Annotated in this window: 29 protein-coding genes; 24 read left to right on the forward strand and 5 right to left on the reverse strand. The window is 45.6% G+C overall.

The window, feature by feature from the left end:
* Positions 1 to 100 precede the first annotated feature (100 nt).
* The 3 genes from NBH15_RS07180 to NBH15_RS07190 all read left to right on the forward strand — a co-directional run bounded on the left by NBH15_RS07180 (position 101) and on the right by NBH15_RS07190 (position 4792).
* The gene (locus NBH15_RS07180; protein WP_250822305.1) at positions 101 to 3235 is read left to right on the forward strand and encodes a DUF8487 domain-containing protein; all 3135 of its coding nucleotides are present in this window, start codon (positions 101 to 103) and stop codon (positions 3233 to 3235) included.
* Between the two features lie 15 nt (positions 3236 to 3250).
* Complete coding sequence (locus tag NBH15_RS07185) at positions 3251 to 4153, forward strand: sugar-binding domain-containing protein (protein ID WP_250822306.1); 903 nt, start codon at positions 3251 to 3253, stop codon at positions 4151 to 4153.
* Between the two features lie 426 nt (positions 4154 to 4579).
* Entirely contained in the window at positions 4580 to 4792 is a 213-nt protein-coding gene (locus NBH15_RS07190) for a hypothetical protein (protein ID WP_250822307.1), read from the forward strand.
* Between the two features lie 401 nt (positions 4793 to 5193).
* Here NBH15_RS07190 and NBH15_RS07195 read toward each other — a convergent pair whose 3' ends face one another.
* Positions 5194 to 5604 carry a helix-turn-helix domain-containing protein gene (locus tag NBH15_RS07195; RefSeq protein ID WP_250822308.1) on the reverse strand — a complete coding sequence of 137 codons (411 nt, stop codon included), beginning with the start codon at positions 5602 to 5604 and terminating at the stop codon, positions 5194 to 5196.
* 150 nt (positions 5605 to 5754) lie between these two features.
* Here NBH15_RS07195 and NBH15_RS07200 point away from each other — a divergent pair, with 150 nt between their 5' ends.
* The 20 genes from NBH15_RS07200 to NBH15_RS07295 all read left to right on the forward strand — a co-directional run bounded on the left by NBH15_RS07200 (position 5755) and on the right by NBH15_RS07295 (position 15411).
* A complete protein-coding gene (locus tag NBH15_RS07200) occupies positions 5755 to 6033 on the forward strand; it encodes a hypothetical protein (protein ID WP_250822309.1) in 279 nt (92 codons plus the stop codon).
* 21 nt (positions 6034 to 6054) lie between these two features.
* Positions 6055 to 6264 carry a hypothetical protein gene (locus NBH15_RS07205; RefSeq protein ID WP_250822310.1) on the forward strand — a complete coding sequence of 70 codons (210 nt, stop codon included), beginning with the start codon at positions 6055 to 6057 and terminating at the stop codon, positions 6262 to 6264.
* Between the two features lie 4 nt (positions 6265 to 6268).
* Positions 6269 to 6469, forward strand: a complete 201-nt coding sequence (locus NBH15_RS07210; RefSeq protein WP_250822311.1) for an ArsR family transcriptional regulator — start codon at positions 6269 to 6271, stop codon at positions 6467 to 6469.
* The gene (locus NBH15_RS07215) at positions 6459 to 6674 is read left to right on the forward strand and encodes a hypothetical protein (RefSeq protein ID WP_250822312.1); all 216 of its coding nucleotides are present in this window, start codon (positions 6459 to 6461) and stop codon (positions 6672 to 6674) included. The genes NBH15_RS07210 and NBH15_RS07215 overlap by 11 nt, the downstream gene beginning before the upstream one ends.
* A 13-nt stretch (positions 6675 to 6687) precedes the next feature.
* On the forward strand, positions 6688 to 8736 hold the full coding sequence (locus NBH15_RS07220) for a transposase family protein (RefSeq protein ID WP_250822313.1): 2049 nt from the start codon (positions 6688 to 6690) through the stop codon (positions 8734 to 8736).
* Between the two features lie 38 nt (positions 8737 to 8774).
* Positions 8775 to 9665, forward strand: coding sequence for an AAA family ATPase (locus tag NBH15_RS07225; protein WP_250822314.1), 891 nt, complete (start codon positions 8775 to 8777; stop codon positions 9663 to 9665).
* Positions 9666 to 9681: 16 nt separating this feature from the next.
* Positions 9682 to 10038, forward strand: a complete 357-nt coding sequence (locus NBH15_RS07230) for a hypothetical protein (protein ID WP_250822315.1) — start codon at positions 9682 to 9684, stop codon at positions 10036 to 10038.
* A 5-nt stretch (positions 10039 to 10043) separates the two neighbouring features.
* Positions 10044 to 10658, forward strand: coding sequence for a P-loop NTPase family protein (locus NBH15_RS07235; RefSeq protein WP_250822316.1), 615 nt, complete (start codon positions 10044 to 10046; stop codon positions 10656 to 10658).
* A gap of 20 nt (positions 10659 to 10678) precedes the next feature.
* On the forward strand, positions 10679 to 10915 hold the full coding sequence (locus NBH15_RS07240; protein ID WP_250822317.1) for a hypothetical protein: 237 nt from the start codon (positions 10679 to 10681) through the stop codon (positions 10913 to 10915).
* Between the two features lie 50 nt (positions 10916 to 10965).
* Entirely contained in the window at positions 10966 to 11253 is a 288-nt protein-coding gene (locus NBH15_RS07245; RefSeq protein ID WP_250822318.1) for a hypothetical protein, read from the forward strand.
* A 24-nt stretch (positions 11254 to 11277) separates the two neighbouring features.
* Entirely contained in the window at positions 11278 to 11790 is a 513-nt protein-coding gene (locus tag NBH15_RS07250; protein WP_250822319.1) for a hypothetical protein, read from the forward strand.
* A gap of 1 nt (position 11791) precedes the next feature.
* Complete coding sequence (locus NBH15_RS07255) at positions 11792 to 12088, forward strand: hypothetical protein (RefSeq protein ID WP_250822320.1); 297 nt, start codon at positions 11792 to 11794, stop codon at positions 12086 to 12088.
* Positions 12072 to 12296, forward strand: a complete 225-nt coding sequence (locus tag NBH15_RS07260; protein WP_250822321.1) for a hypothetical protein — start codon at positions 12072 to 12074, stop codon at positions 12294 to 12296. Before NBH15_RS07255 ends, NBH15_RS07260 begins: the two co-directional genes overlap by 17 nt.
* A gap of 126 nt (positions 12297 to 12422) precedes the next feature.
* Positions 12423 to 12866: a hypothetical protein gene (locus tag NBH15_RS07265; RefSeq protein ID WP_250822322.1), complete on the forward strand. Its 444-nt coding sequence runs from the start codon at positions 12423 to 12425 to the stop codon at positions 12864 to 12866.
* 2 nt (positions 12867 to 12868) lie between these two features.
* Entirely contained in the window at positions 12869 to 13144 is a 276-nt protein-coding gene (locus NBH15_RS07270; protein ID WP_250822323.1) for a hypothetical protein, read from the forward strand.
* Positions 13141 to 13392, forward strand: a complete 252-nt coding sequence (locus NBH15_RS07275) for a hypothetical protein (protein ID WP_250822324.1) — start codon at positions 13141 to 13143, stop codon at positions 13390 to 13392. Before NBH15_RS07270 ends, NBH15_RS07275 begins: the two co-directional genes overlap by 4 nt.
* Before the next feature lie 18 nt (positions 13393 to 13410).
* Positions 13411 to 13893 (forward strand): TRM11 family methyltransferase, encoded by a 483-nt coding sequence (locus tag NBH15_RS07280; RefSeq protein WP_186960133.1) that lies wholly within the window; start codon positions 13411 to 13413, stop codon positions 13891 to 13893.
* A gap of 15 nt (positions 13894 to 13908) precedes the next feature.
* The gene (locus NBH15_RS07285; protein ID WP_250822325.1) at positions 13909 to 14103 is read left to right on the forward strand and encodes a hypothetical protein; all 195 of its coding nucleotides are present in this window, start codon (positions 13909 to 13911) and stop codon (positions 14101 to 14103) included.
* 60 nt (positions 14104 to 14163) lie between these two features.
* Positions 14164 to 14814, forward strand: coding sequence for a DUF3164 family protein (locus tag NBH15_RS07290; RefSeq protein WP_250822326.1), 651 nt, complete (start codon positions 14164 to 14166; stop codon positions 14812 to 14814).
* Positions 14815 to 15141: 327 nt separating this feature from the next.
* Complete coding sequence (locus tag NBH15_RS07295) at positions 15142 to 15411, forward strand: transposase (RefSeq protein ID WP_250822327.1); 270 nt, start codon at positions 15142 to 15144, stop codon at positions 15409 to 15411.
* On the opposite strand, the gene NBH15_RS07300 is transcribed toward NBH15_RS07295, so the two are convergent.
* The gene (locus NBH15_RS07300; RefSeq protein WP_250822328.1) at positions 15398 to 15886 is read right to left on the reverse strand and encodes a hypothetical protein; all 489 of its coding nucleotides are present in this window, start codon (positions 15884 to 15886) and stop codon (positions 15398 to 15400) included. The two genes, NBH15_RS07295 and NBH15_RS07300, sit on opposite strands and share 14 nt — an antisense overlap.
* Before the next feature lie 5 nt (positions 15887 to 15891).
* Positions 15892 to 16503 carry a phage virion morphogenesis family protein gene (locus NBH15_RS07305; protein WP_250822329.1) on the reverse strand — a complete coding sequence of 204 codons (612 nt, stop codon included), beginning with the start codon at positions 16501 to 16503 and terminating at the stop codon, positions 15892 to 15894.
* Between the two features lie 28 nt (positions 16504 to 16531).
* Here NBH15_RS07305 and NBH15_RS07310 point away from each other — a divergent pair, with 28 nt between their 5' ends.
* Positions 16532 to 16801 (forward strand): hypothetical protein, encoded by a 270-nt coding sequence (locus NBH15_RS07310; protein WP_250822330.1) that lies wholly within the window; start codon positions 16532 to 16534, stop codon positions 16799 to 16801.
* Here the strand turns inward: NBH15_RS07310 and NBH15_RS07315 are convergent.
* Positions 16763 to 18316 carry a phage minor head protein gene (locus NBH15_RS07315; protein WP_443146936.1) on the reverse strand — a complete coding sequence of 518 codons (1554 nt, stop codon included), beginning with the start codon at positions 18314 to 18316 and terminating at the stop codon, positions 16763 to 16765. The two genes, NBH15_RS07310 and NBH15_RS07315, sit on opposite strands and share 39 nt — an antisense overlap.
* Positions 18310 to 19731 carry a phage portal protein family protein gene (locus NBH15_RS07320; protein WP_250822331.1) on the reverse strand — a complete coding sequence of 474 codons (1422 nt, stop codon included), beginning with the start codon at positions 19729 to 19731 and terminating at the stop codon, positions 18310 to 18312. Before NBH15_RS07320 ends, NBH15_RS07315 begins: the two co-directional genes overlap by 7 nt.

The following is a 19731-nucleotide window of genomic DNA, read 5'->3' on the forward strand; positions in this document are numbered from 1 at the left end:
AAACTGATTGTCTGTTTTGCCTTGACTTTTATAAAAGATCACTATAATGAAAAAAATAATCTGTTGTATTTTTCTACTTTTTTCTTTACATCAGTTTTTAATGTCCCAAACTACCGGACGGATATCGTTAGCCGGAGATTGGCGGTTTGAACTGGATTCGGCTGACATTGGCGAAGAAGAATTATGGTATACAAAAACATTAATCAATAGTATAAAACTGCCGGGTATTACGGATGAAGGTGGTTATGGTCCAGAAGTTATTGAGACAGGAAAACTGTCCCGGTTGCATAAATATATAGGGAAAGCATGGTACCAGATGGATATAAGCATACCTGAAAACTGGAAAAATAAAAATGTATCCCTTTGTTTCGAGCGGATAATGTGGAAAAGTAAGTTGTGGTTAAATGATCAATATATTGATGCGCAGGAATCGTTATTGACACCTCATTATTATTTTTTAGGTAAGTTATCTCCTGGTACTTATAGGTTAACTCTATGTATTGATAATCGGGAAATCTATCCGATAGGAAATGAATGGGGACATAGTTATGGCGAACAGACACAAATTATCTGGAACGGAATAATCGGAGAAATGATCATGTCGTCACATCCGGATGTACAAATCAGCCAGATACGTACTTTTCCGGATGATACGGGACAATTAGATATTGAAATTTCAGTTTTGAATCGATCCCAAAAGGAACAGAAAGCAAAACTGTGTTTTGAATTAAGGGACAGGAAAACTGGCAAGGTGGTTAATACAATGGAGTCGAATTGTCGGATAACTTCCGGAAGAAACAGGATCGTTGAATCTCTTAAAGTCTCTGATGTAAAACTTTGGGATGAGTTTTCTCCTTCTTTATACGAACTGAACTGTTCTTTGATGAGTAAATTGGGAAATGATGTTTATGAACCTGTTATATTCGGATTTCGTTCGATTGGAAAAACAGAGGATTATATAACGGTTAATGGTTTGGAACGTTACTTGAGAGGAAATCTGGATTGTGCCGTTTTTCCATTGACAGGATACCCGGCCACAGACAAAAAGAGTTGGCTTCATATTCTTCGGTCCTATAAAGATTTTGGTTTAAACCATGTCCGTTTTCATTCATGGACTCCCCCTAAAGCTGCTTTTGAAGCAGCAGATGAACTCGGCTTATATATATTGAGTGAAATATTTTGGCGGGATGGATGGATGGGTAAAGAATTGGATATCGAAAAGGTGGAACCTTTTTTACATGCGGAGTTAAGGAGGATAGCTGATTCTTATGGAAATCATCCCTCTTTGGTCATGCTGGCAATGGGGAATGAACTGGGGGGATTTGATCGTAATAAGTTGGACCCCTGGATAAAGGACGTTAAAGAACATGATCCGCGGCATTTTTATACAGCATCGGTCAGACGACCTGTTACAGCGAATTCGGATATCAATTTTCAAGGGGATCTTTCATCTCCTTATCCGTTACTTTTTATTAATGAAGGACGATTATCCACGGATTGGGATTATTCCAGGTGGTATGGAGATGCCTCTCCGTTACCATCTATTCAACATGAAGTCGGGCAATGGGTGTTTTATCCTGACTGGAATGAAGTAAATAAATATACAGGAAATTTGAGAGCGCGATCGATGGAATCATATAAAAAACTAGCCTTGAAGCATGGTGTATATGAGCAAAATAAAGAATTTACACAATCTTCCGGACTCCAATCTCTTACTTTGTATAAGGAGAATGTGGAATCTTTATTGAGAACTCCTTATTGTGGAGGTTTTCAATTGTTAAGTATTCAGGATTTTCCGGGACAAGGAGTGGCTTTGGTCGGCTGGTTGGATTCATTTTATGATAACAAAGGGATTGTTACACCTAAAAAGGTTAGAAATTGGTGTAATACGACAGTTCCGCTTATGCGAGTACCATCTTATATATATATGTCAGTCGATACATTGAAAGTTGGAATAGAAGTTTTTCATTTTGCCAATAAAGATATAGAAGATGCAAGGATCGATTGGCAATTAAGGAATGATAATGGTTATGTATGGGATAAAGGGACTTTCGATCATTATGATATTAAAAATGCGGTATTGAATAAAATAGGATTTTTATCAGTACCATTGAATAAAATAGATCGTTCACAGAAACTGGTTCTGGAGGTCTCAATACGTGATACGGAGTATAAGAATAACTGGAATTTATGGGTATTCACCGAACAGAAGGATTTAAAAGATAATTCAGTGAAAGAAACAACTTCTGTTACAGAAGCTATTGATTATCTTAAAGCCGGAAAGAAGGTCGTTTTGTGGGCACATCGGTTGGGAGGTAATAAAAATGCCGGATATGCTCATTGGAAACCTACTTTCTGGCAGGCGGGAGATCAGGGAAATGAAGGGTTCACGAACGGAGCGGTTATTCGAAACACACATCCGGCATTCAATAATTTTCCGACCGACAACTATTTGGATTTTCAGTGGTTTGAGATTTGTCAGGGTGGACGTGGTTTTGATTTAGAAGGATTTCCGTCCACTATACGTCCTATTGTACAACCGATTCATGATTTTCATTTTAATCGTAAATTAGGTTCCATCATGGAATTTGTAAGTAAAGAAGGAGGACGTATTTTAATATGTGGGTATAATTTGGTGGATTCGTTGGAGAAGAGACCGGCAGCGCGGGCTTTGAAGAACAGCTTGCTACGATATGTCGCTTCCTCTGGTTTTCAACCAAGTGACATTATTGATTATGATTGGATGAAACGTGAATTGTATGATATAAACACATCTTATTTAGCCTCTGGTGAATTTGAAAAGGCGTATCTCTATGTAAAGGCCGGAGGCCGTTGGGAGCAAAACGGAGTAACGGAATGGGCACTTGAAAAGGATGCTTCTACATTTTATGAAACAGATAAATATGGTTATCGTGTTCATTGCGATAATATAATAGTAGATAAATCATTTTCGGCATGGCAGGGAAAGAAGATTGAATTGGACTTGAAATTGCCATTTGATTTTGATGGTGTAATTAAATTATTCCTCTGTAATCCTGATAATAAGGTTAGAAAAGGAACTGTTTTTTTCAATGGAAGAGAAACAATTGTCGATCATATTCCGCGTGAAGGGAAATGGGTTACATTTAAGTTGAATCCGGGAGAAACCTTGTTAGGTAATATCGGTATTACGCTTACAGGCCTTGACGGTAGATCTTTGTTGGTTGGTGAAATAGCCTTGATGCCTAAACAATAATATTTTATGAAGAGCGTGAAAAAGTATATAAATAAGTTTTTAAGTGGGATCATTTTCTTTTGTATGTTTTTTGCGGAAGTGTATGCAGGGAATGTTTCACGGATAAACCTTTCAATGAATACTGACTGGGCTTTTTTTCGGGGTGATATTGAAAACGGTGAATCTATTACGGCTGATGATTCCTGTTGGATGCCGGTTTCAATTCCGCATATTATGCAACTGGAGAGGAAACATTGTGGTGGAGATGTGATTTATGATGGGATAGGTTGGTATCGTCGTTATTTTACTCTCGATCCTGAATATAGAGATAAAAATATTCGTATAGCATTCGAAGGTGTGATGACTTCATGCAAAGTCTATCTGAACGGGTATGAAATAACTGAAAATCATGGTGGATATATTGGCTTTATTGCAGATATCACGGGAAAGGTCAACTTTGATGGAAATAATGTCTTGGCAGTACGGGTCTCCGCAGAATATGATCCGTTGACTCCGCCGGGAAAACCACAGAGCGATCTGGACTTTTATTATTACAGCGGCATATACCGGGATGTGGAAATGATAATTTCAGATAAGCTTTATGTTACGGATCCTCTGGAAGAGAATGAAATAGCCGGAGGAGGAGTTTTTGTCACGTATCCCGAGGTGAGTAGAGAAAAGGCAAAGATACATATAAAGACTCATGTCAGGAATCGGTACAATATTCCCAGAAAAGGATATCTTCTCACTCGTTTGATCGATTCGGATAATAAGGAAATTGTTTGTCAACGGCATCTCTTTTCATTAAAAGCTGGTGCAAGTATTCACTTGGAGCAAGATTTGTCAGTTGATAATCCTTCTCTTTGGTATCCTTATTGTCCTTGTTTGTATGAATTGAGAACAGAAGTGATAGTTGACGATAAAACGGTGGATAAGTAAGGGGGGAAAAACGAAACGTGTAAAAACTGGATTGAATAAAAAACTCCTGATTGCTTTGTAAATAAGCACGTTATATCAGAACAGAAGAGAACCGGCAATAAAAACGAAACGCGACATTTACCTTACATCTGCCTTACATTTGAGGCTCGTTTGAACGCCGTTCAAATGGAAAACCTTACATTGAGGTTCGGATCGCGTCAGATTCTGACAGCTTCAGACGATTTTTATAGAGAATTTGAGTCTGATCGGCTTCCACATGCAAATATACTCAGATTGATCGAGCAAAGCAAGGCATGTTAAGGAAGCCCCCCGGACGCGGCGGTTTCGATCGGTTTTGTTTTGGTCGGTTTATCTTTTTTATTTTATCTAAATGTTCCATATAATTATTATTTGGTATATTTGCGAATGAAATAATACGAAATAGATATGACGAAAGTGATCCATGTACATTTGCTTTATTCAAAGAAAAATTATTACTTCGGTAGTATTTCGGCCATATTCGATACGCTGACAGAAGAAGAGGTCGGTATCACTAAAAGCCGATTGCAGCATTCCGGTTTGAGCGATGGCAGTAGTAAAATAACGAAACGTGCGCTGATAATACAGTCTCACCTGATACGAAGTACCAACAAGGGATAAAACGCTTTAAATCGAACGTTTAAGCCGCTTTCTGCGGCTTTTTTTGTTTCTGTGAGTTTGTCTTGGAAGCGGGTGGTTCTATTTGGATCATTTGAACGATTTGAAAGATCGAAAAATGAAAGAGGTTATTCACTTGGTTATTCATTTGCTTATTCATTTTAGGCGTTGCAAAAACGAAACGTGTTGATTGGTTATGCATTTGGTTATTCATTTTATCCTGTCTCTAATAGTGATTTGTTATGATAAGATGTCTTTTGAACGGTCGTTTTTATCGTTTTTGATATTATTGAATAGGGGAAGTTATATTTTTCAAATATTTATTCACTCCCCTATATTTTAAGATACTTTTCTGTCTGTTAGCTATTTACCGTTTTTAGGGCAGATAGTCCACCAAACACGTTCTAACCTACACTGGCAATAGTGGAACCGTTCGCAGCCGATACAGTATCCCCCAATTCCTTTCTGAGTTGTGTAATTGTTTGTTTTAAAATTCCTATTTCCTCTGCTTGTAATGCTATTTTGTCAATTAAATAATTTTGTTCAGACGATGAGTGTTGTCCTGTGAAATGTTGCATGTATTGCAACATTTCACCTCTTCCTGTAAGAAGCCAATCGGCGGATATGTTATAATGTATACATGTTAAGGCTGCAATATCAACTCCAATATTCATTCGTTTATTCAGAATTTCTGAAAACTTAGACGGCTTTATACCAAGTGTATTGGCTATATCCCCTTTTGACGGGGCTATATTACGCTCTAATAAGGTATTAATCACCTGTAAAAATCTACTGTTAATCTCCTCTTTATTCATAAAACATGAATTTTATTTATGATTTTCTGAAATAAAACTTGTTTAATTCAGAATTTCTGTATTATATTTGCAGCGTATTCACAATGTGAACACGCCTCAAAGCTACGAAAAAGGCCTGAGGTAACAATGAGAACTAAAAAGTTTGAGTATATGAAAGTAAATCGTAAGGCCGGAACTCGTAATAGTTGGCAAGAAATGGACATAGAGAGCCGTCAGGCTGTGTATTTAGCAGAGCGACTGGTAGAAGGCAAACGCGGAGTAGTGATTGGAAAAGAACGTGTCAGCAACTGCACATTAGAGATACGTTACAGTCATAATCTTTATGGCACCGAAATATATATCGCGGATCGTGACAGCTTACAGGTGGCATTTTATTCGAATGGTTACTTCTATGATAGTATTTCGAAGCAACAGGTAGGATTTTTCTAACATTCAAAACAGTATAGATGTATGAAAGCAATCAAGGTGACAGTGGATTTAAGAGAATGGAGTAAGATCGGTGACTTTCTTCGGGATGTCATGAATGAAAACATTTTCGCCTACCAGGTAGATAGTACATCTTTCTTGGTTGTAACAGAAAATGAATACGGCATGGCTTTCTTACGGTCCCTACTGGAAGTCTGGTTTGAAGAAGAATTGATAATAAACGATTTAAAATAGAAGCATGGAAGAAAGGATAATCGTAGCACGTGGAAATGTCAGCCGGATTGCCCGGATGAAAAATTGTAGCCGTGAAATGGTGAGCCACTCTTTGGCATTTCGGAAGAACACCCGTCTGGCCCGTTCGATCCGGAAGCTGGCTCTCGAACTGGGCGGTATTAAAGTCGGTGGAACAGATAAGGAGGAAACAGGCAATGAAAAATGAATGTCAAAAACTGTTTGAATCGGAATTCCGATGGCTGAAAGGCTTGAATAAGGGACAGCGCTTGTATGTGGCTTATTTCTTGCTGAGCTTCATCCTTTTGTTCGCCATAACAGAAAGTGTAGGGTTAATGTTCGCTATCGTGGTGAATTTCGCAAACTCAGCCCGCCTGTTAAAACGAGTACCCTTAGATGGTTTAGAAGATTAAAAATGGAGGGGAGATGGAATATTTCAAAAAAATACTATGTGTCACCTACGAAGAGTTATTGGATATAATGCCAAAAGGGACATTAAACTCGATGATTTATCGTAAAAGAATTCAATGTGTCCATCGTGGTGGTGGCGAAAATTCAGGAGCCTTGTACGCTTATTCCTCTCTTTCCAGCAAGTATCAACAACGCTATGTCGCCAAATACGGCGAGCCTGAAGAAATCATGAAACGCGAGATATTGAGAAGAAAAGTCCGCAAGGACGAGAAAGCGGAAACCTTTTTCGAAGATTACCGTTACGACAAGAACGGTGAAGAGGTATCGCTTCCGGAGGAGACGAAGGCGGAATATATCTGGAACGCCTCAGTGCTGAACACGCTGATCGGAGACATTAACCGCCTCCGTCCCCGCCGTAACGCGCTCGGCATGACCGGAGACTTTTGGGAGATCATCCGGCAGGAAAGCGAGGACCTGCGTACGGAGTACGGCCATACGCTTCCCGGCAGTATAGGCCGTTTGAAGGAACTGATCTCAAAATATAAGCCGGACCGTTACGAGGTCCTTATCAGCGGCAAGTACGGAAACCGTAACACGCTGAAGATCGAGGAAGACCCCGGGCGTTACCTGATCTCTCTCAGACGCAGCCAGATGCCGAAATACACGGTAAGACAGATATTCGAAGAGTATAACCGTACCGCTCCGTCGAAAGGCTGGAAACCGCTCAAAAGTGAACGTGGCCTGAAAGGCTGGTTCGAATCTCCGCGTATCAAACCCCTGTGGCACGATGCCGTATTCGGTGAGATGAAAACGCACCAGCTTTACGACCGCAAGCACCACACGCTTCTTCCCGAGCGCCGGGACACCCTATGGTACGGTGACGGCACGAAGCTGAACCTGTATTACCGTGACGAGAAAGGGAACAAATGCACGACAAGCGTGTACGAGGTAGTGGACGCTTACAGCGAGGTCCTGCTGGGCTATTACATCAGCGACCATGAGGACTATATCGCCCAGTACCACGCTTTCCGCATGGCGATCCAGCGCAGTGGACACAAGCCTTATGAATTGGTATGCGACAACCAGGGAGGACACAAGAAAAATACGGCCCGGGGCTTTTTCTCGAAGATCAGCCGGATCCACCGCCCTACGGCTCCTTACAACGGCGCGTCGAAGACAATCGAAAATATCTTCTACCGGTTCCAGGCGCAAGTCCTTCACAAACGGTTAGGCTTTACCGGGCAGAATGTGACGGCCAAAAAGGAAACGAGCCGTCCGAACCTGGAGTTCATCGATGCGAACATCGCTTCGCTTCCGACACTGGAGGAACTGCATGAGATATACGCCGCCGCCCGTGAAGAATGGAACGAAATGAAACACCCGGCTACCGGCAAGCCCCGGATCGAGATGTACGAAAGCAGCGTAAACGAGGAGACGGATCCGGTCAGCGTTCGTGACATGGTCGACATGTTCTGGTATGTGACCGACGAACCTTCGACGTTTACGGCCAGCGGTATCGAGATCACCATCCGGAAACGGAAATACGCCTATGAGGTATTCTCCGCTCCCGGTGAGCCGGATCTGGAATGGCGCCGCCGGAATACTTACAAGAAGTTCTATGTGCAGTATGACCCATACGATATGACGAGCGTCCGCCTACTTTGGAAAGACAAGGGCGGTGCGATGCGTTTCGAGCGTGTGGCAAAGCCGCCGATCCGCATCCACCGTGCCCAGCAGGAGCAGACAGAGGAAGAAAAGCAGTTTATCCTCCGCCAGCAGGAGGCTATTGTGAACGAGCGCATCGAACGCCAGGTCGCAGCCAAGGAAATCGAATACGAGTACGACGTAGCTCCCGAACAGCATGGCCTCGTAAGCCCGAACCTGAAAGGCCTTACAAAGGAAGCCCAGGAGCAGATTGACCGCCGTACCGGGAAATACAGTCATCCGAAGAACCGCACGATACGTGTTTCACTCGGCCGGGATACAAAAGAGCTGAGTAACGTGACCTGGGACCAGATCGGACGTAAGGAGGTGACGACAAGGAAAGTAGTCGGCAAACTATAAGATATTAATAGATAAAAATTTAAATAAGAAAAAGAATCATGGAAGTAACATTGAAAGAAAAAGAATCTGTTCGGGAGGGCCTGAAGGCATACGTCTCGAAATACCCGAGCCAGACGAAAGCGGTCGGCAGCCTGAAGGGGATCAGCACCGGAACGGTGAGCAACATCCTGAACGGCCGTTTCGAGAATATCAGCGACGAAATGTTCCGCAACGTGGCCTCACAGATTGGAGGTATAGGTACATCCGGATGGCAAATCGTCGAGACAGGAGCCTACCAGGAGATCACGGAGGTATTGAAAGACGCCCAGACGTGGCGCAATGTCACCTGGGTGGTCGGCGAGGCCGGATCCGGCAAAAGCACGACAGCAAACATGTACCGCCAGGAAAAGAAAGAGGTGTTCTATATCCTTTGTTCCGAGGATATGAAGAAAGGCGACTTCGTGCGCGAGATCGCCCGTACGGTCGGTATTCGCAGCGAGGGTTACAACATCCGCGAAACATGGAGCCTGATCCTGGACGATATCATCCAGATGGAAGCCCCGCTTCTGATCTTCGACGAGGCCGACAAACTGACCGAGCCGGTATTCCACTACTTCATCAGCCTGTACAACAAGCTGGAAGATAAATGCGGCATCGTATTCCTTTCGACGGACTATATCACAAAACGTATTATGAACGGCCTAAGGTTCCGTAAGCCCGGCTACAAGGAGTTCTACAGCCGTATCGGCAGGAAGTTTTATGAACTGGAACCGACGGATGCGAATGACGTGTATGTGATCTGCACGGCAAACGGTGTGACGACGAAAAAGGATATCGATGCGGTAATCAAGGAGGCGGCGGCTGTCGACTTTGACCTCCGTCGTGTAAAGAAGTCGATCCACAAGGTAAAACGCATCGGAGGAATAGAGAACCGTTCAAACGCCGTTTGAACACAATTTAAAGGATATGGAAAACAAGTTCGAACATTTAAGGATAGACTGCCGGAAGGAATTATCCGGAGACTGGAGTAATTACCCGACCCTTTCGGATTACGAGGTGATCCCGGTTTTTCGTGAAGGTCCTTATATCATGGATGCCCTTATCGGACAGCAGGACGGCCGGTGGGTAGCCGGCATACGGTTCAAAAGCGGCATATCGGGACATTCTTTTAACCCCGGACGTAAATGGGGAGAGTTCGCTTCGCGGGATAATGCGCTGCTTTGGGTATTGGGCTGGATGCTGACCCGCGAAGAGGTCACCGGTGCCGCCCGCCATGCCGTATTGGTAAGAATAAACGATATCCGTCAGTTAAAACTCTTTTAACTGGTATGAAACGAGCAATAAGCGTCCGGGATATCCTGGACAAGAAATATGAGACTTTCCCCTTCGAGGGAGAATGGCGTGACGCTTTCGATACACCCGAAAGTCGGGGCGTATGGTTTATCTGGGGCAATAGTGGCAACGGCAAGACATCGTTCGTGATGCAGCTTTGCAAGGAGCTCTGTAAATACGACCGTGTAGCGTTCAACTCGCTGGAAGAAGGAACCTGCCTGACAGTGCAAAACAACCTGAAGCGTTTCGGTATGGCAGAGGTAAGCCGTCGGTTGTCGTTCATCAAAGAAGACATCCCGGCTCTGAAGGAACGGCTCCGTCGGCATAAGAGTTTCAATATCGTGGTGATCGACAGCATCCAGTACACACAGATGACGTACAAGGATTATATCCGGCTGAAGGAGGAGTTCCCCGACAAGCTGTTCATCTTCATCAGCCATGCCCGTGGAAAGAATCCGAAAGGTGATGCCGCCACGAGCGTGATGTACGATGCCGACCTGAAGATCTGGGTGGAAGGTTACGTGGCATATAGCAAGGGCCGTTACCGTGGTGACACCGGACAGTATACGATCTGGGAACTGGGAGCCTCAGAAGCAGGTTTGATAAAATAATTTGACAAGCATTAGACCAGATGAGCGAAATAGGAAAAATATTGACGATATGCCCCCCTAAATACCTGGGAAACGGAACCGACAAGGAATCGTTTGTAAGCATCGGCCACAAGTGTCCCAGTTGTGCCGGTAACGGTTGGCATTGGGGGATGGATGAGAACGGGCACGATCGGGAGAAAGTAACCTGTAACGTATGTGGTGGCAGCGGTGAGCTTACTGCGATTGTGAACGTGGAATGGAAGCCATCGGAACGGTAAAATAACGATAATATACAGTATACAAGATTATTAATTAAAAAAGAAAGAAAATGAGAACGGAAGAGAAGAAAGCTGCATTGCTTGAATTACAACAGATTGTAAAGAGATATTCAGAGGAAAACGGTTTAGACGTTTTTATGGTAGGTGCAATCAGCGAGAAGATTTCTTCAAAAGATATCGAACAGGATTGCTGCATGTGTGCAAATGGGACTCCACGGTATATAATTGGTGCTTTGGCTGGAGTTATCCGTGATAGTCCGAAAGTCGGTATGATTTTAGCCACATCTTTAGCGGAAGCAGGTGTCAAAATTATCAGTTTCGATTTGTCTAAAAATTAGAATAACAATAATGAGTTTCAAATCATGGAAGAAACAAAAAAGAAACTAAGCGAAAAAGAGCTTGACATCTTGCGCCAGGCGGTAGCCGACAAAGGAGATATTCTCCTGGATGCGGAAGATTACCATTACGGGGAGTTCGTGATCCCTTGCTGGGTAAAGATGTTTAATATTCCGGTAGAGCACCAGGTTTGCCGGGTAGTGCAGGTCCGGAAAGAGATCGGCCAGTTCGGATCCGATATGTTCTTTGTCCGTCATGCTGACGGTAGTCTTACGACATGGGAGAACCAGATGTTCCATAAGGTAAAGCCGGAATACATTAAGAAGATCGAGACAGTCTACAACCTTCATGACGCGATCGAGATAGACGATGACGAACCTGGAAAGAGTATAGGTTACAACTATCAAGGTAATGAGGAATATATCACAGGGTTTATCATTCCATCGCCTTATCCGGCGGATCATGTAACCCCTATGAAGAGAGTAAAGGTCGGTATCCGGCAGAGAATGGAAAGGATTATGAACCAATCAAACGATTGATATGAAAAGTAGATTGTATATGGGCCTCGTAACGGTAAAAACCAAGGCCCCGAAATATTACCGTCCGTCGGTAATGACGTTTAAATTTGGAGTGTTACTTGACAGTAAAGGCGATAAGCTCCTGGAGAAAATCAAAGCGGATTACATAGGATATGTCAAGAGCCAGTTAGAGATTCAGAACCCGACAATTGACTTGAAATATAAAGCCGACATCATTTTGACCCCGGTATCCGGTTTTTCAGTGAATTATTATCAAATATCACAATCAAAAGTAAAAGACGATGGCAAACATATTTAAACGTTTTGAAGGGCTTACGGTCCGGATACAGATCATAAACGGCATGGGGCTCCCTATCGATCACCAGGGAGTGGTCGAAGTGGAAGATGGCTGGGCGTTCCTTTATACGGGTAAGGGTGACGATAAAAAATATAAGGTAGCGATCAATACGAACAAGAATAACGTCGTGTCGGTCGAGGTAATGGATCATAGACAGTTTGAAAGATAAAGCAAATATTTCAAAATAGTTTTTCCATAAAGTAAATCAGTTAAGACAAGCCATGTAAAGATGGCAACCTATCCCGGTCCGTGACGGATAGGGATAGGAAATTTTAAAATATAGGAGGAAACAGAGATGAAAATAATACAAATGATCCCCAAACGTGGAATCGCAAAGCCGGAGAGTTACTCGTCGTTCTACGGCCTTTTGAAGCTCCTTCCCGGCAGTGATAAGGAAACCCTGAAGGAGGAGATCATTTACCAGTTCACAGGCGGCAGGACACACAGCCTCCGTGAAATGTCACTGTCGGAATATAACGAAGCGATCCGTGCTATGGAGAAGCTGGTACCACCCGGCACAGAGCAGGAAGCGATGAGACAGCTGAAGAAGAGACGCTCCGATGTGCTGCACCAGATGCAACTCATGGGAGTCGATACAGCCGACTGGAAGAAAGTGGATGCCTTCTGCCGGGACCGTCGGATCGCAGGCAAATGCTTCCGCCATTTGGACGACGAAGAATTATCTCAGCTTTTAAAAAAGCTCCGTGCGATCCGCCGGAAAAAGGAAGGGGAGGAATAACGATGGCACGATATATTCCCCTTCAGGACAAACTGGACGAGATCAAGGAGCAGGGCGTAAAACTCCGTCGGAGGCTGGATTATCTCAGTGGCGAACGGGACTTCCTTTGCGACATGCTGCTTACCCGTCCGACAAAGGACATGGAGGCACAACGCCGCCTGCTCCAGGAATGGGACGAAGAGATCGACCATTTACAGCGGTCAATAGATTATCTAAGGCACGAATATTCAAGACTGAAAAGTCTGCAAAGCAATCAACTAAAAACAAGTGAAGTATGAAAACTTTAAAACAATGGGAGAAGTCAGGTAAGGATTTAGAGGATTTTATTCAGCCTGGTGATTGGATAGACGAAGGCTTATTTAATTATATCGGAGAAATCGTTTGTCCATATTATTGTTCAAAGGACTTTACCCAAGGAGGAGATCCGATCAAATCGGAAAATGGGGTATTGTTTTACTGTACCTGCCATCATACCGACGATGATAGATATCTATATCTTGGCATCCTTCCGGAGTTTAAACAATAACTATCACAATTTAAAAAAATGAATGAAACAAAGATCATATTAGACGCTTGTTGTGGCAGTCGGATGTTTTGGTTTGATAAAGAAAATCCTTTGACATTGTTCGCTGATATCAGGGACGAAGAACACATTCTTTGCGATGGCAGGAACCTGAAGGTTCATCCGGATATCATATCCGACTTTACCGATATGCCTTTTCTGGATGAATCATTTAAGCTAGTGGTATTTGATCCTCCCCATCTTCTAAAGGCAGGTAAAGGGAGCTGGTTGGTCAAGAAGTACGGGAAGCTTCCAGAGGATTGGCCAAAGGTGCTAAAGAAAGGCATAGATGAATGCTTCCGTGTTTTGGAAGACTACGGAGTCCTTGTCTTTAAATGGAATGAGGATCAGATAACGGTAAAAGAAGTTTTGAAGGCCATAGGTCGGCAGCCGTTGTTTGGACATACTACTGGAAGGAGCGGTAAAACTATGTGGATGTGTTTTATGAAATTACCTAACAACTAAAAACAATTGAATATCATGGACAAAAACAAACTAGCGGCTATAGTAGCGTTTATCTTCATTTTGCCAGTGTTTTGTCTGGCCGGATTATTCCTGTTAACAGGTTCTGTCATTAAGGCTTTAGGATATATCCTTAGTTTTAATACCGAATGTGCCTGGTCTGAAATGAGAGATGTTGCTGAAAGTGTAAAGTCTTATTGGTGTCAAAATTAAAAAAAATTGAATGTTTAACATGTGCCCAATTTGTAAAACACTTAAAATAAGAGATCAGTTATGAACAAAGACGAATTATTAAAGAGCATGAGCGCCGACGAGCGCCGCCAGTTGCTGCGTGAATTGCAGCAGCAGGACAAGGAAGACCGCCAGGCCCGCCGTGATGCGTACGAGGGCCTTCGCGCAGAGTTTATTCAGGATGTGAAAAACAAGTTGCTGCCGGTTGTGGAAGATGTCAAGGCTTTCCGCGACTGGATCGAGAAGGAAACGGGTGCATTCCGTGAGACGATGCGCGATTACGGCCGCCTTCGCCGCGAGGACCAGTCGAGTTTTACGATCGTGGACGGTGAGATGAAGGTCGAGGTGAAAAGCAACAAGGTGAAGAGCTTCGACGAACGCGCCGATATGGCCGCCGAGCGTCTGGTGGATTACCTGAAGCGTTACGCCATGAGCCGCGAACTGGGTACGGACGATCCGATGTACCAGCTTGCCATGACGATGATCGAGCGTAACCGCCAGGGTGATCTGGATTACAAGTCGGTAAGCAAGCTGTACGAATTGGAGGACCGCTTTGACGACGAGTACACCGAGATCATGAACCTTTTCCGCGAGAGCAACGTGGTCTACAAGACTGCCGTGAACTATTATTTCCACCGCCGTGATGCCAATGGCGTATGGCGCCGTGTCGAACCTTCCTTTTGCCGTTTGTAATGTATGGAAGTAAGGAAGGACATAGCGCCGCACGTTGCGGCGTGTAAGAAGTGCGAAGGGAAAGGCCGTGTGTTTTTTCCCGACCGTAACGGTAACGTGGTAGCCTCAAAGTGCCCGGTCTGCGAAGGTAGCGGCCGAGTAAAGGTCCAGAGCCGGGTCGTAACCCGGATCGAGCCTTTTGTCCCCGGCAAGGACGACATGGAACTGCTTACGATGTGATTTCGTTCAATATGTGAACAGAAAAAGACGCTACCGGGTGAGCCTGGTGGTGTCTTTTGTTTTATAAGCGATTCTAAAAGAGTAAATTTGCAGGAAATAAAAATAATCATGCCAAAAGGAAGGGACAAGACACTTATCGAGTTACGTGACGAAGCGCTCCTGCGCCGGTATTATTACTGGACGGAAGTGCAGCGCCTTCGCTTTGACGACGCGTTAAGGATCCTGTCCCGTCAGGAATTTTTTATTTCGGAGGAGCGTATCATGGCGATCATCCGAAGAAAATGCGACATGTTGGAAGAGATCGCCCTAAAGCCTGTCCCTAAAGTCAAAAAGCCCCGCCTTACAGCCGTCCAGCTTTCCCTTTTTACGGGTGACTGATACGCCGAAGGAACTCATTGGCCTTTCCGCCCTGCATGGCCGACTCGTCGTGTACGGAGAACGAGAAAGCCGTTTCGTAAACCTTTATATTCCCCGGCAGCGCATAATCCCGGCTTTTCACCCTCTGAAGCGGGCTGGAGTTTTCGGTACACCGGAACTCCTGGAGCGTGCGGTACAACTCGGTAGCCATCTCCTGGCGTTCACGTACTTTTTCATACGTTCCGGAGGTGTAGTGCGTGTCATCGTAACAGTCGATAGCCAGGCGTACGACGATCATCGACTCGCTTTTCTGCGCCCCCATTCCAAGGTCTTTCCAGTCGGAATCGGCATACCCTATCAGGACAGCCGGGAAAGTGACCGGGTAGGTTTCCATATCCTCGCGTCCTTCCAGTTGTCCGTAGTCCTCGTCGATCATCGACAACCCTGGCATAGCCTCTGCGATCCTTTCCATGATCGCGATAAAAATATCTCCCATAGCGATTATAAATTAAGAATGTTGTTAAGTTCGTTTTCTATTTTATCCCGGATCTTCTCAGTGAGTTCCTCGCTTTCGCCCAGGAACTGGCGCTGCGGCATCCGGATCTTGCTTTTCTTTGTCAGAGCGAACCGTTTCCAGAAATCCGCCTCCGGGTTTACAAGCGTGGCAGTATTAGCCTTCCCGGGGCGTTTCTTTTGCCCTTTAGCGGCTTTTCTCTCCTTGCCGGATGCCAGGTAGAACATTTTCCAGGCATGGCCCCTCATGCGGTCCGTGACAGGTATCGTTCCACCCCAGTTATGTATCGGAGCGTATACGAGATCGTTCGACACTTTGACGCGGTAATCCGACGGTACGTATTTGATGGAGTCGAAAAGATGGTTATGCCTGGAAAGCAGCGTACTGTAATTACTCGCCGCTCCGGTACCGCCCGCAAGGAGCCTTCCGGGCTTTTGCCAGGGATGTAGCCCCCGGTTCACGAACCCACCCCGTCGGAAGTTGTCCTGGAAGTGGTCTTTCGCCATGCGTCCGACCATTACGGGGAGTTTTCGCTTTTGTAGCTCGTTGATCTCCTTTTGTTTGCTTTTTATGAATGAAAGAAATTCTTTCGTATCCATATTGTTTGTGTTTAAAAAGTTATTACATTTGTGGCAAATACAAACTGTCATGAATGTCCCCCAGCAAGTAAAGGATGCGGCCCGTGATCTGATAGATCAATACGGTGATTCTTTCGATTACCTCGGTAATCTGGAAGGGATCGATTATTTTGTATACAGGTTTCCGGATGATGCCACAACCGGATTCCCGTTCGTCTACCAGTACGGACATGGCCCTATCTTGACAATTACCGGTTTTGAGGCCCTTGACATAATCAACTTACTTGTCAAAGATCTCGAGGAAGTCGACATTGAATAGTTTGTTGTCTATCCTCATTATTCCCCTGCAATTGTGCGAATTCGCAGCACCGCTGTCGCATAAGTATTTGACATCTTTCCATTCTTCGGATGATCCCTTTGAATTGTCATGCTGCGGCTCAATATACCTCAGTTCTCCATTGGTAAACCGTTGCAGGATGGTCGCATGACCTGAACCATGCTTCCAGCCTATGCACAACTCATAAACACCGACCTCTTTGCAGACTTCGTCAAAAAACTCCATATAGCGTTTAGGCGTCATTTTCTGATAGCCTTTAGCCATAAGCCAACTGTTTATGGAGGTATGCTCTGCCGGTGTCCGGTCCATGTTCATCCATACCTCGAAGGCATGCCCTCTACTTAAATAATCCAGTTTCGAGCCCTGTGTGCGCCCTTTGGCAGCCACGTCGAATCCCCTTAACCGTAAAGCATAAGCCGGGGCACAGGTCTGGCAGTTATTGCTGAAACGTTCGTCATAATCCGGATTCTTGCTGAGTCTTTCCCCTGTCAGCCTGTTAAAGTACATACCGTTTGGATCAGGAATATACATGTCCGTGTATTTCGGGTTTGCATTCTGCTTGTCAGCCTCGTCCACGCTCATCGGCTTTCCCTTGGTAATTTGGAGCACTTTTTCTATCTCGAGATTGTTCCTTGCGATAGCCGTCTTTTCGTCATCGGTCAGGTTGTCGGGCATTTCCCGGATCATCTCATCGATGCGCTTCATTAGCTTGTCTACCGCCTCCTTCGCTCCCGGATATGCCTCTTTTTGATACGGATGGTTGTCGGAAAATAGCTTCGCATCGCTTCCCGGATTATTCTCGAGTCCCGGAGCCGGGTCAAATTCCTTTCCACCGCCCGGGATGTCCGTCACCGGCTTATCAGTCGAGCGCAGGCGGCATTTACAGTTCCACCGGTCCCCGGGGCGGTGTTCATTCCAGAACGAATCATCAATCGGGCGAATGGTTCCCCAGAAGATACGGTGGTCCTCTCCGGGATGTACGGAAGTGGACGGTACCCATTCAAGGTTCGGCAGCACGTCCTTCTCGCGCTCAAACTGTCTCCAGTCGGCAGCCCGGTGCGCCCTGATGACTGCCGTGTCGTATTCGGTGCGCAGCCAGTCGATCATCTGGTGGTCCGCAATGGGCATGACCTCTTCCACCCACTTTTCAAATGGCTTTAAATTGCCGTTTTTGTCGAGTAAAAGCCGTGCCATGTCATTTTGCGCCCGGTGTACCTTGAACGCCGCAAAAACGGCGTTGTTACGCTTGATCTCCCGGATAAAGTCCCGGTCCGGATCGTCCGCCGGACGCGCCCCGAAACCTTTATCGGTTGCCAGATCCAATGTTTTCCATACGGCATCGAACATGTTCTCTTCGATGTCGGTCATCGGGTGGAACTTCTTGCTATAAATGTTTTTCAGGGCATCCCGGATCAAATCCCCCGAAAAGGAAAAGGAAGAGGCTACCTCCTTTTCCGGGACAGAGGCCGCATCCCGGTAGAGCGTATCCATCACCATTCTAAAACCGCCCCGTCCTTTTGCGGGGCTTGTCCGAAAAAATCCCGGCGCCAGTTCTTTAGCGTCCTTTGCAGCCATCCGCGCAGTGATACCTTGCCGCCTTTTTTTTCTGGTTCTTCTTTTTGGGGTACTCCTGTAGCCTGAGGCTCTTCCGTTTCCCTGGCATCGTCCCTTTCCGGTGTTTTGGTTTCTTCTTCCTTTGCGGCTGTCGTGGCTACCGGCTTCATTTCTTCCTGCCGTTTCTTCAGTTCCTCATAGTTGTCCGGCTTTTCGATCCCGAATTCCTCATACAGATAATCGTCACTTACGGGAAGACCAAACGTGTTTTTTAATTGTGCGATGATCTCCACTTTGGTCTTTGGTTCGATCACCTTCTGTTCGGGGAAACAGAACTCCCCGGCGGATGTATCTATCCCCATCCGAAGGAATATATCGGTCATGTTGTAGTTCAGTACCTCGAGGACGTCGTGCCGGTCGGCCTGAGCCACCTTGTCCTCGATCTTTTCATGCACGGTTCCGAGCGCCTGCGTGCCTTTGTCGGAAGCCTCGGTGGTCAGCGTATTGCCGAGGAAAAGTTTCGATATCTCATTATTGCACCTTTCGCACAGCCTGTCATACAGGTCCGAGCTTCCGGTCTTGTTCGACGCTTCCCTTAGTTCCATCGATGTGTCGGCGGAGTGTACAAAGACTGCCATACTGCCGGTTGAAGCAGCGTCTTCGAGTGCCCTCTGCCGTGCTTCGTCGTCGTCCGTGGGATAGGTATATTCACGGATAGGTGCCCCGAATACTTCAGCGAACTGCGCCCAGTCGGCCACGTCGCTTCGCTTGTATATCACCCAGATGGCAGCCTTTGCCAGCAGCCCGAGATCGTCGGGATTGCCAACGAAAAGCAAATCCGGGTACTCGTCCCAGGATGTACCGGTGGTATCGGTCTGGTGCCGAAGGATCAGCCGGCGTACCGGGTCGGCATGTTTGCGTGGTACCAGGTCATAGTCGATCCATTCGCCCCGGCGGTAGAACTGCATGAGCGAGAATCCCCATACCTTGGCATCGATGATGTCGGAGACAAGCCGTCGGAACCAGGGGGAACGGATCTGTTCGTTTACCTTCTCGTCGGGTTTCCCGTCACGCCGGAACTCGATCACGGAAGAAAGGACGGCGTTCTTCCGCTTTTCGATGACACTGGTAAGGTGCGGGTCCATCAGTATGTCGCTGAAGAGGTCATAGAGGCGGAACCTTCGGGAATAGTCCACGTTCTCGGCAGCCCGGATGGCCTGCATATAATCGGCGATGTCGATGCCGAAACGTTTAGGCTGGGTAAGGACGATCGTCGCCGGCCCTTTTTGTCCGGGACGTGGCAGGTTCCCGCTGACGGAGATCTTGCCTTTCCTTGTCTTGTAGGCTTTCTTTTTCAT

The sequence above is a fragment of the Parabacteroides caeci genome (assembly GCF_023656795.1).
Classification (GTDB): Bacteria; Bacteroidota; Bacteroidia; order Bacteroidales; family Tannerellaceae; genus Parabacteroides; species Parabacteroides segnis.

Excerpts from the sequence above, each read along its gene's own strand:
- NBH15_RS07180 (WP_250822305.1), top strand. The coding sequence starts at position 101 with ATGTCCCAAACTACCGGACGGATATCGTTAGCCGGAGATTGGCGGTTT.
- NBH15_RS07190 (WP_250822307.1), top strand. The coding sequence starts at position 4,580 with ATGACGAAAGTGATCCATGTACATTTGCTTTATTCAAAGAAAAATTAT.
- NBH15_RS07195 (WP_250822308.1), bottom strand. The coding sequence starts at position 5,604 with ATGAATAAAGAGGAGATTAACAGTAGATTTTTACAGGTGATTAATACC.
- NBH15_RS07200 (WP_250822309.1), top strand. The coding sequence starts at position 5,755 with ATGAAAGTAAATCGTAAGGCCGGAACTCGTAATAGTTGGCAAGAAATG.
- NBH15_RS07205 (WP_250822310.1), top strand. The coding sequence starts at position 6,055 with ATGAAAGCAATCAAGGTGACAGTGGATTTAAGAGAATGGAGTAAGATC.
- NBH15_RS07210 (WP_250822311.1), top strand. The coding sequence starts at position 6,269 with ATGGAAGAAAGGATAATCGTAGCACGTGGAAATGTCAGCCGGATTGCC.
- NBH15_RS07215 (WP_250822312.1), top strand. The coding sequence starts at position 6,459 with ATGAAAAATGAATGTCAAAAACTGTTTGAATCGGAATTCCGATGGCTG.
- NBH15_RS07220 (WP_250822313.1), top strand. The coding sequence starts at position 6,688 with ATGGAATATTTCAAAAAAATACTATGTGTCACCTACGAAGAGTTATTG.
- NBH15_RS07225 (WP_250822314.1), top strand. The coding sequence starts at position 8,775 with ATGGAAGTAACATTGAAAGAAAAAGAATCTGTTCGGGAGGGCCTGAAG.
- NBH15_RS07230 (WP_250822315.1), top strand. The coding sequence starts at position 9,682 with ATGGAAAACAAGTTCGAACATTTAAGGATAGACTGCCGGAAGGAATTA.
- NBH15_RS07235 (WP_250822316.1), top strand. The coding sequence starts at position 10,044 with ATGAAACGAGCAATAAGCGTCCGGGATATCCTGGACAAGAAATATGAG.
- NBH15_RS07240 (WP_250822317.1), top strand. The coding sequence starts at position 10,679 with ATGAGCGAAATAGGAAAAATATTGACGATATGCCCCCCTAAATACCTG.
- NBH15_RS07245 (WP_250822318.1), top strand. The coding sequence starts at position 10,966 with ATGAGAACGGAAGAGAAGAAAGCTGCATTGCTTGAATTACAACAGATT.
- NBH15_RS07250 (WP_250822319.1), top strand. The coding sequence starts at position 11,278 with ATGGAAGAAACAAAAAAGAAACTAAGCGAAAAAGAGCTTGACATCTTG.
- NBH15_RS07255 (WP_250822320.1), top strand. The coding sequence starts at position 11,792 with ATGAAAAGTAGATTGTATATGGGCCTCGTAACGGTAAAAACCAAGGCC.
- NBH15_RS07260 (WP_250822321.1), top strand. The coding sequence starts at position 12,072 with ATGGCAAACATATTTAAACGTTTTGAAGGGCTTACGGTCCGGATACAG.
- NBH15_RS07265 (WP_250822322.1), top strand. The coding sequence starts at position 12,423 with ATGAAAATAATACAAATGATCCCCAAACGTGGAATCGCAAAGCCGGAG.
- NBH15_RS07270 (WP_250822323.1), top strand. The coding sequence starts at position 12,869 with ATGGCACGATATATTCCCCTTCAGGACAAACTGGACGAGATCAAGGAG.
- NBH15_RS07275 (WP_250822324.1), top strand. The coding sequence starts at position 13,141 with ATGAAAACTTTAAAACAATGGGAGAAGTCAGGTAAGGATTTAGAGGAT.
- NBH15_RS07280 (WP_186960133.1), top strand. The coding sequence starts at position 13,411 with ATGAATGAAACAAAGATCATATTAGACGCTTGTTGTGGCAGTCGGATG.
- NBH15_RS07285 (WP_250822325.1), top strand. The coding sequence starts at position 13,909 with ATGGACAAAAACAAACTAGCGGCTATAGTAGCGTTTATCTTCATTTTG.
- NBH15_RS07290 (WP_250822326.1), top strand. The coding sequence starts at position 14,164 with ATGAACAAAGACGAATTATTAAAGAGCATGAGCGCCGACGAGCGCCGC.
- NBH15_RS07295 (WP_250822327.1), top strand. The coding sequence starts at position 15,142 with ATGCCAAAAGGAAGGGACAAGACACTTATCGAGTTACGTGACGAAGCG.
- NBH15_RS07300 (WP_250822328.1), bottom strand. The coding sequence starts at position 15,886 with ATGGGAGATATTTTTATCGCGATCATGGAAAGGATCGCAGAGGCTATG.
- NBH15_RS07305 (WP_250822329.1), bottom strand. The coding sequence starts at position 16,503 with ATGGATACGAAAGAATTTCTTTCATTCATAAAAAGCAAACAAAAGGAG.
- NBH15_RS07315 (WP_443146936.1), bottom strand. The coding sequence starts at position 18,316 with ATGGTGATGGATACGCTCTACCGGGATGCGGCCTCTGTCCCGGAAAAG.
- NBH15_RS07320 (WP_250822331.1), bottom strand. The coding sequence starts at position 19,731 with ATGAAAAAGAAAGCCTACAAGACAAGGAAAGGCAAGATCTCCGTCAGC.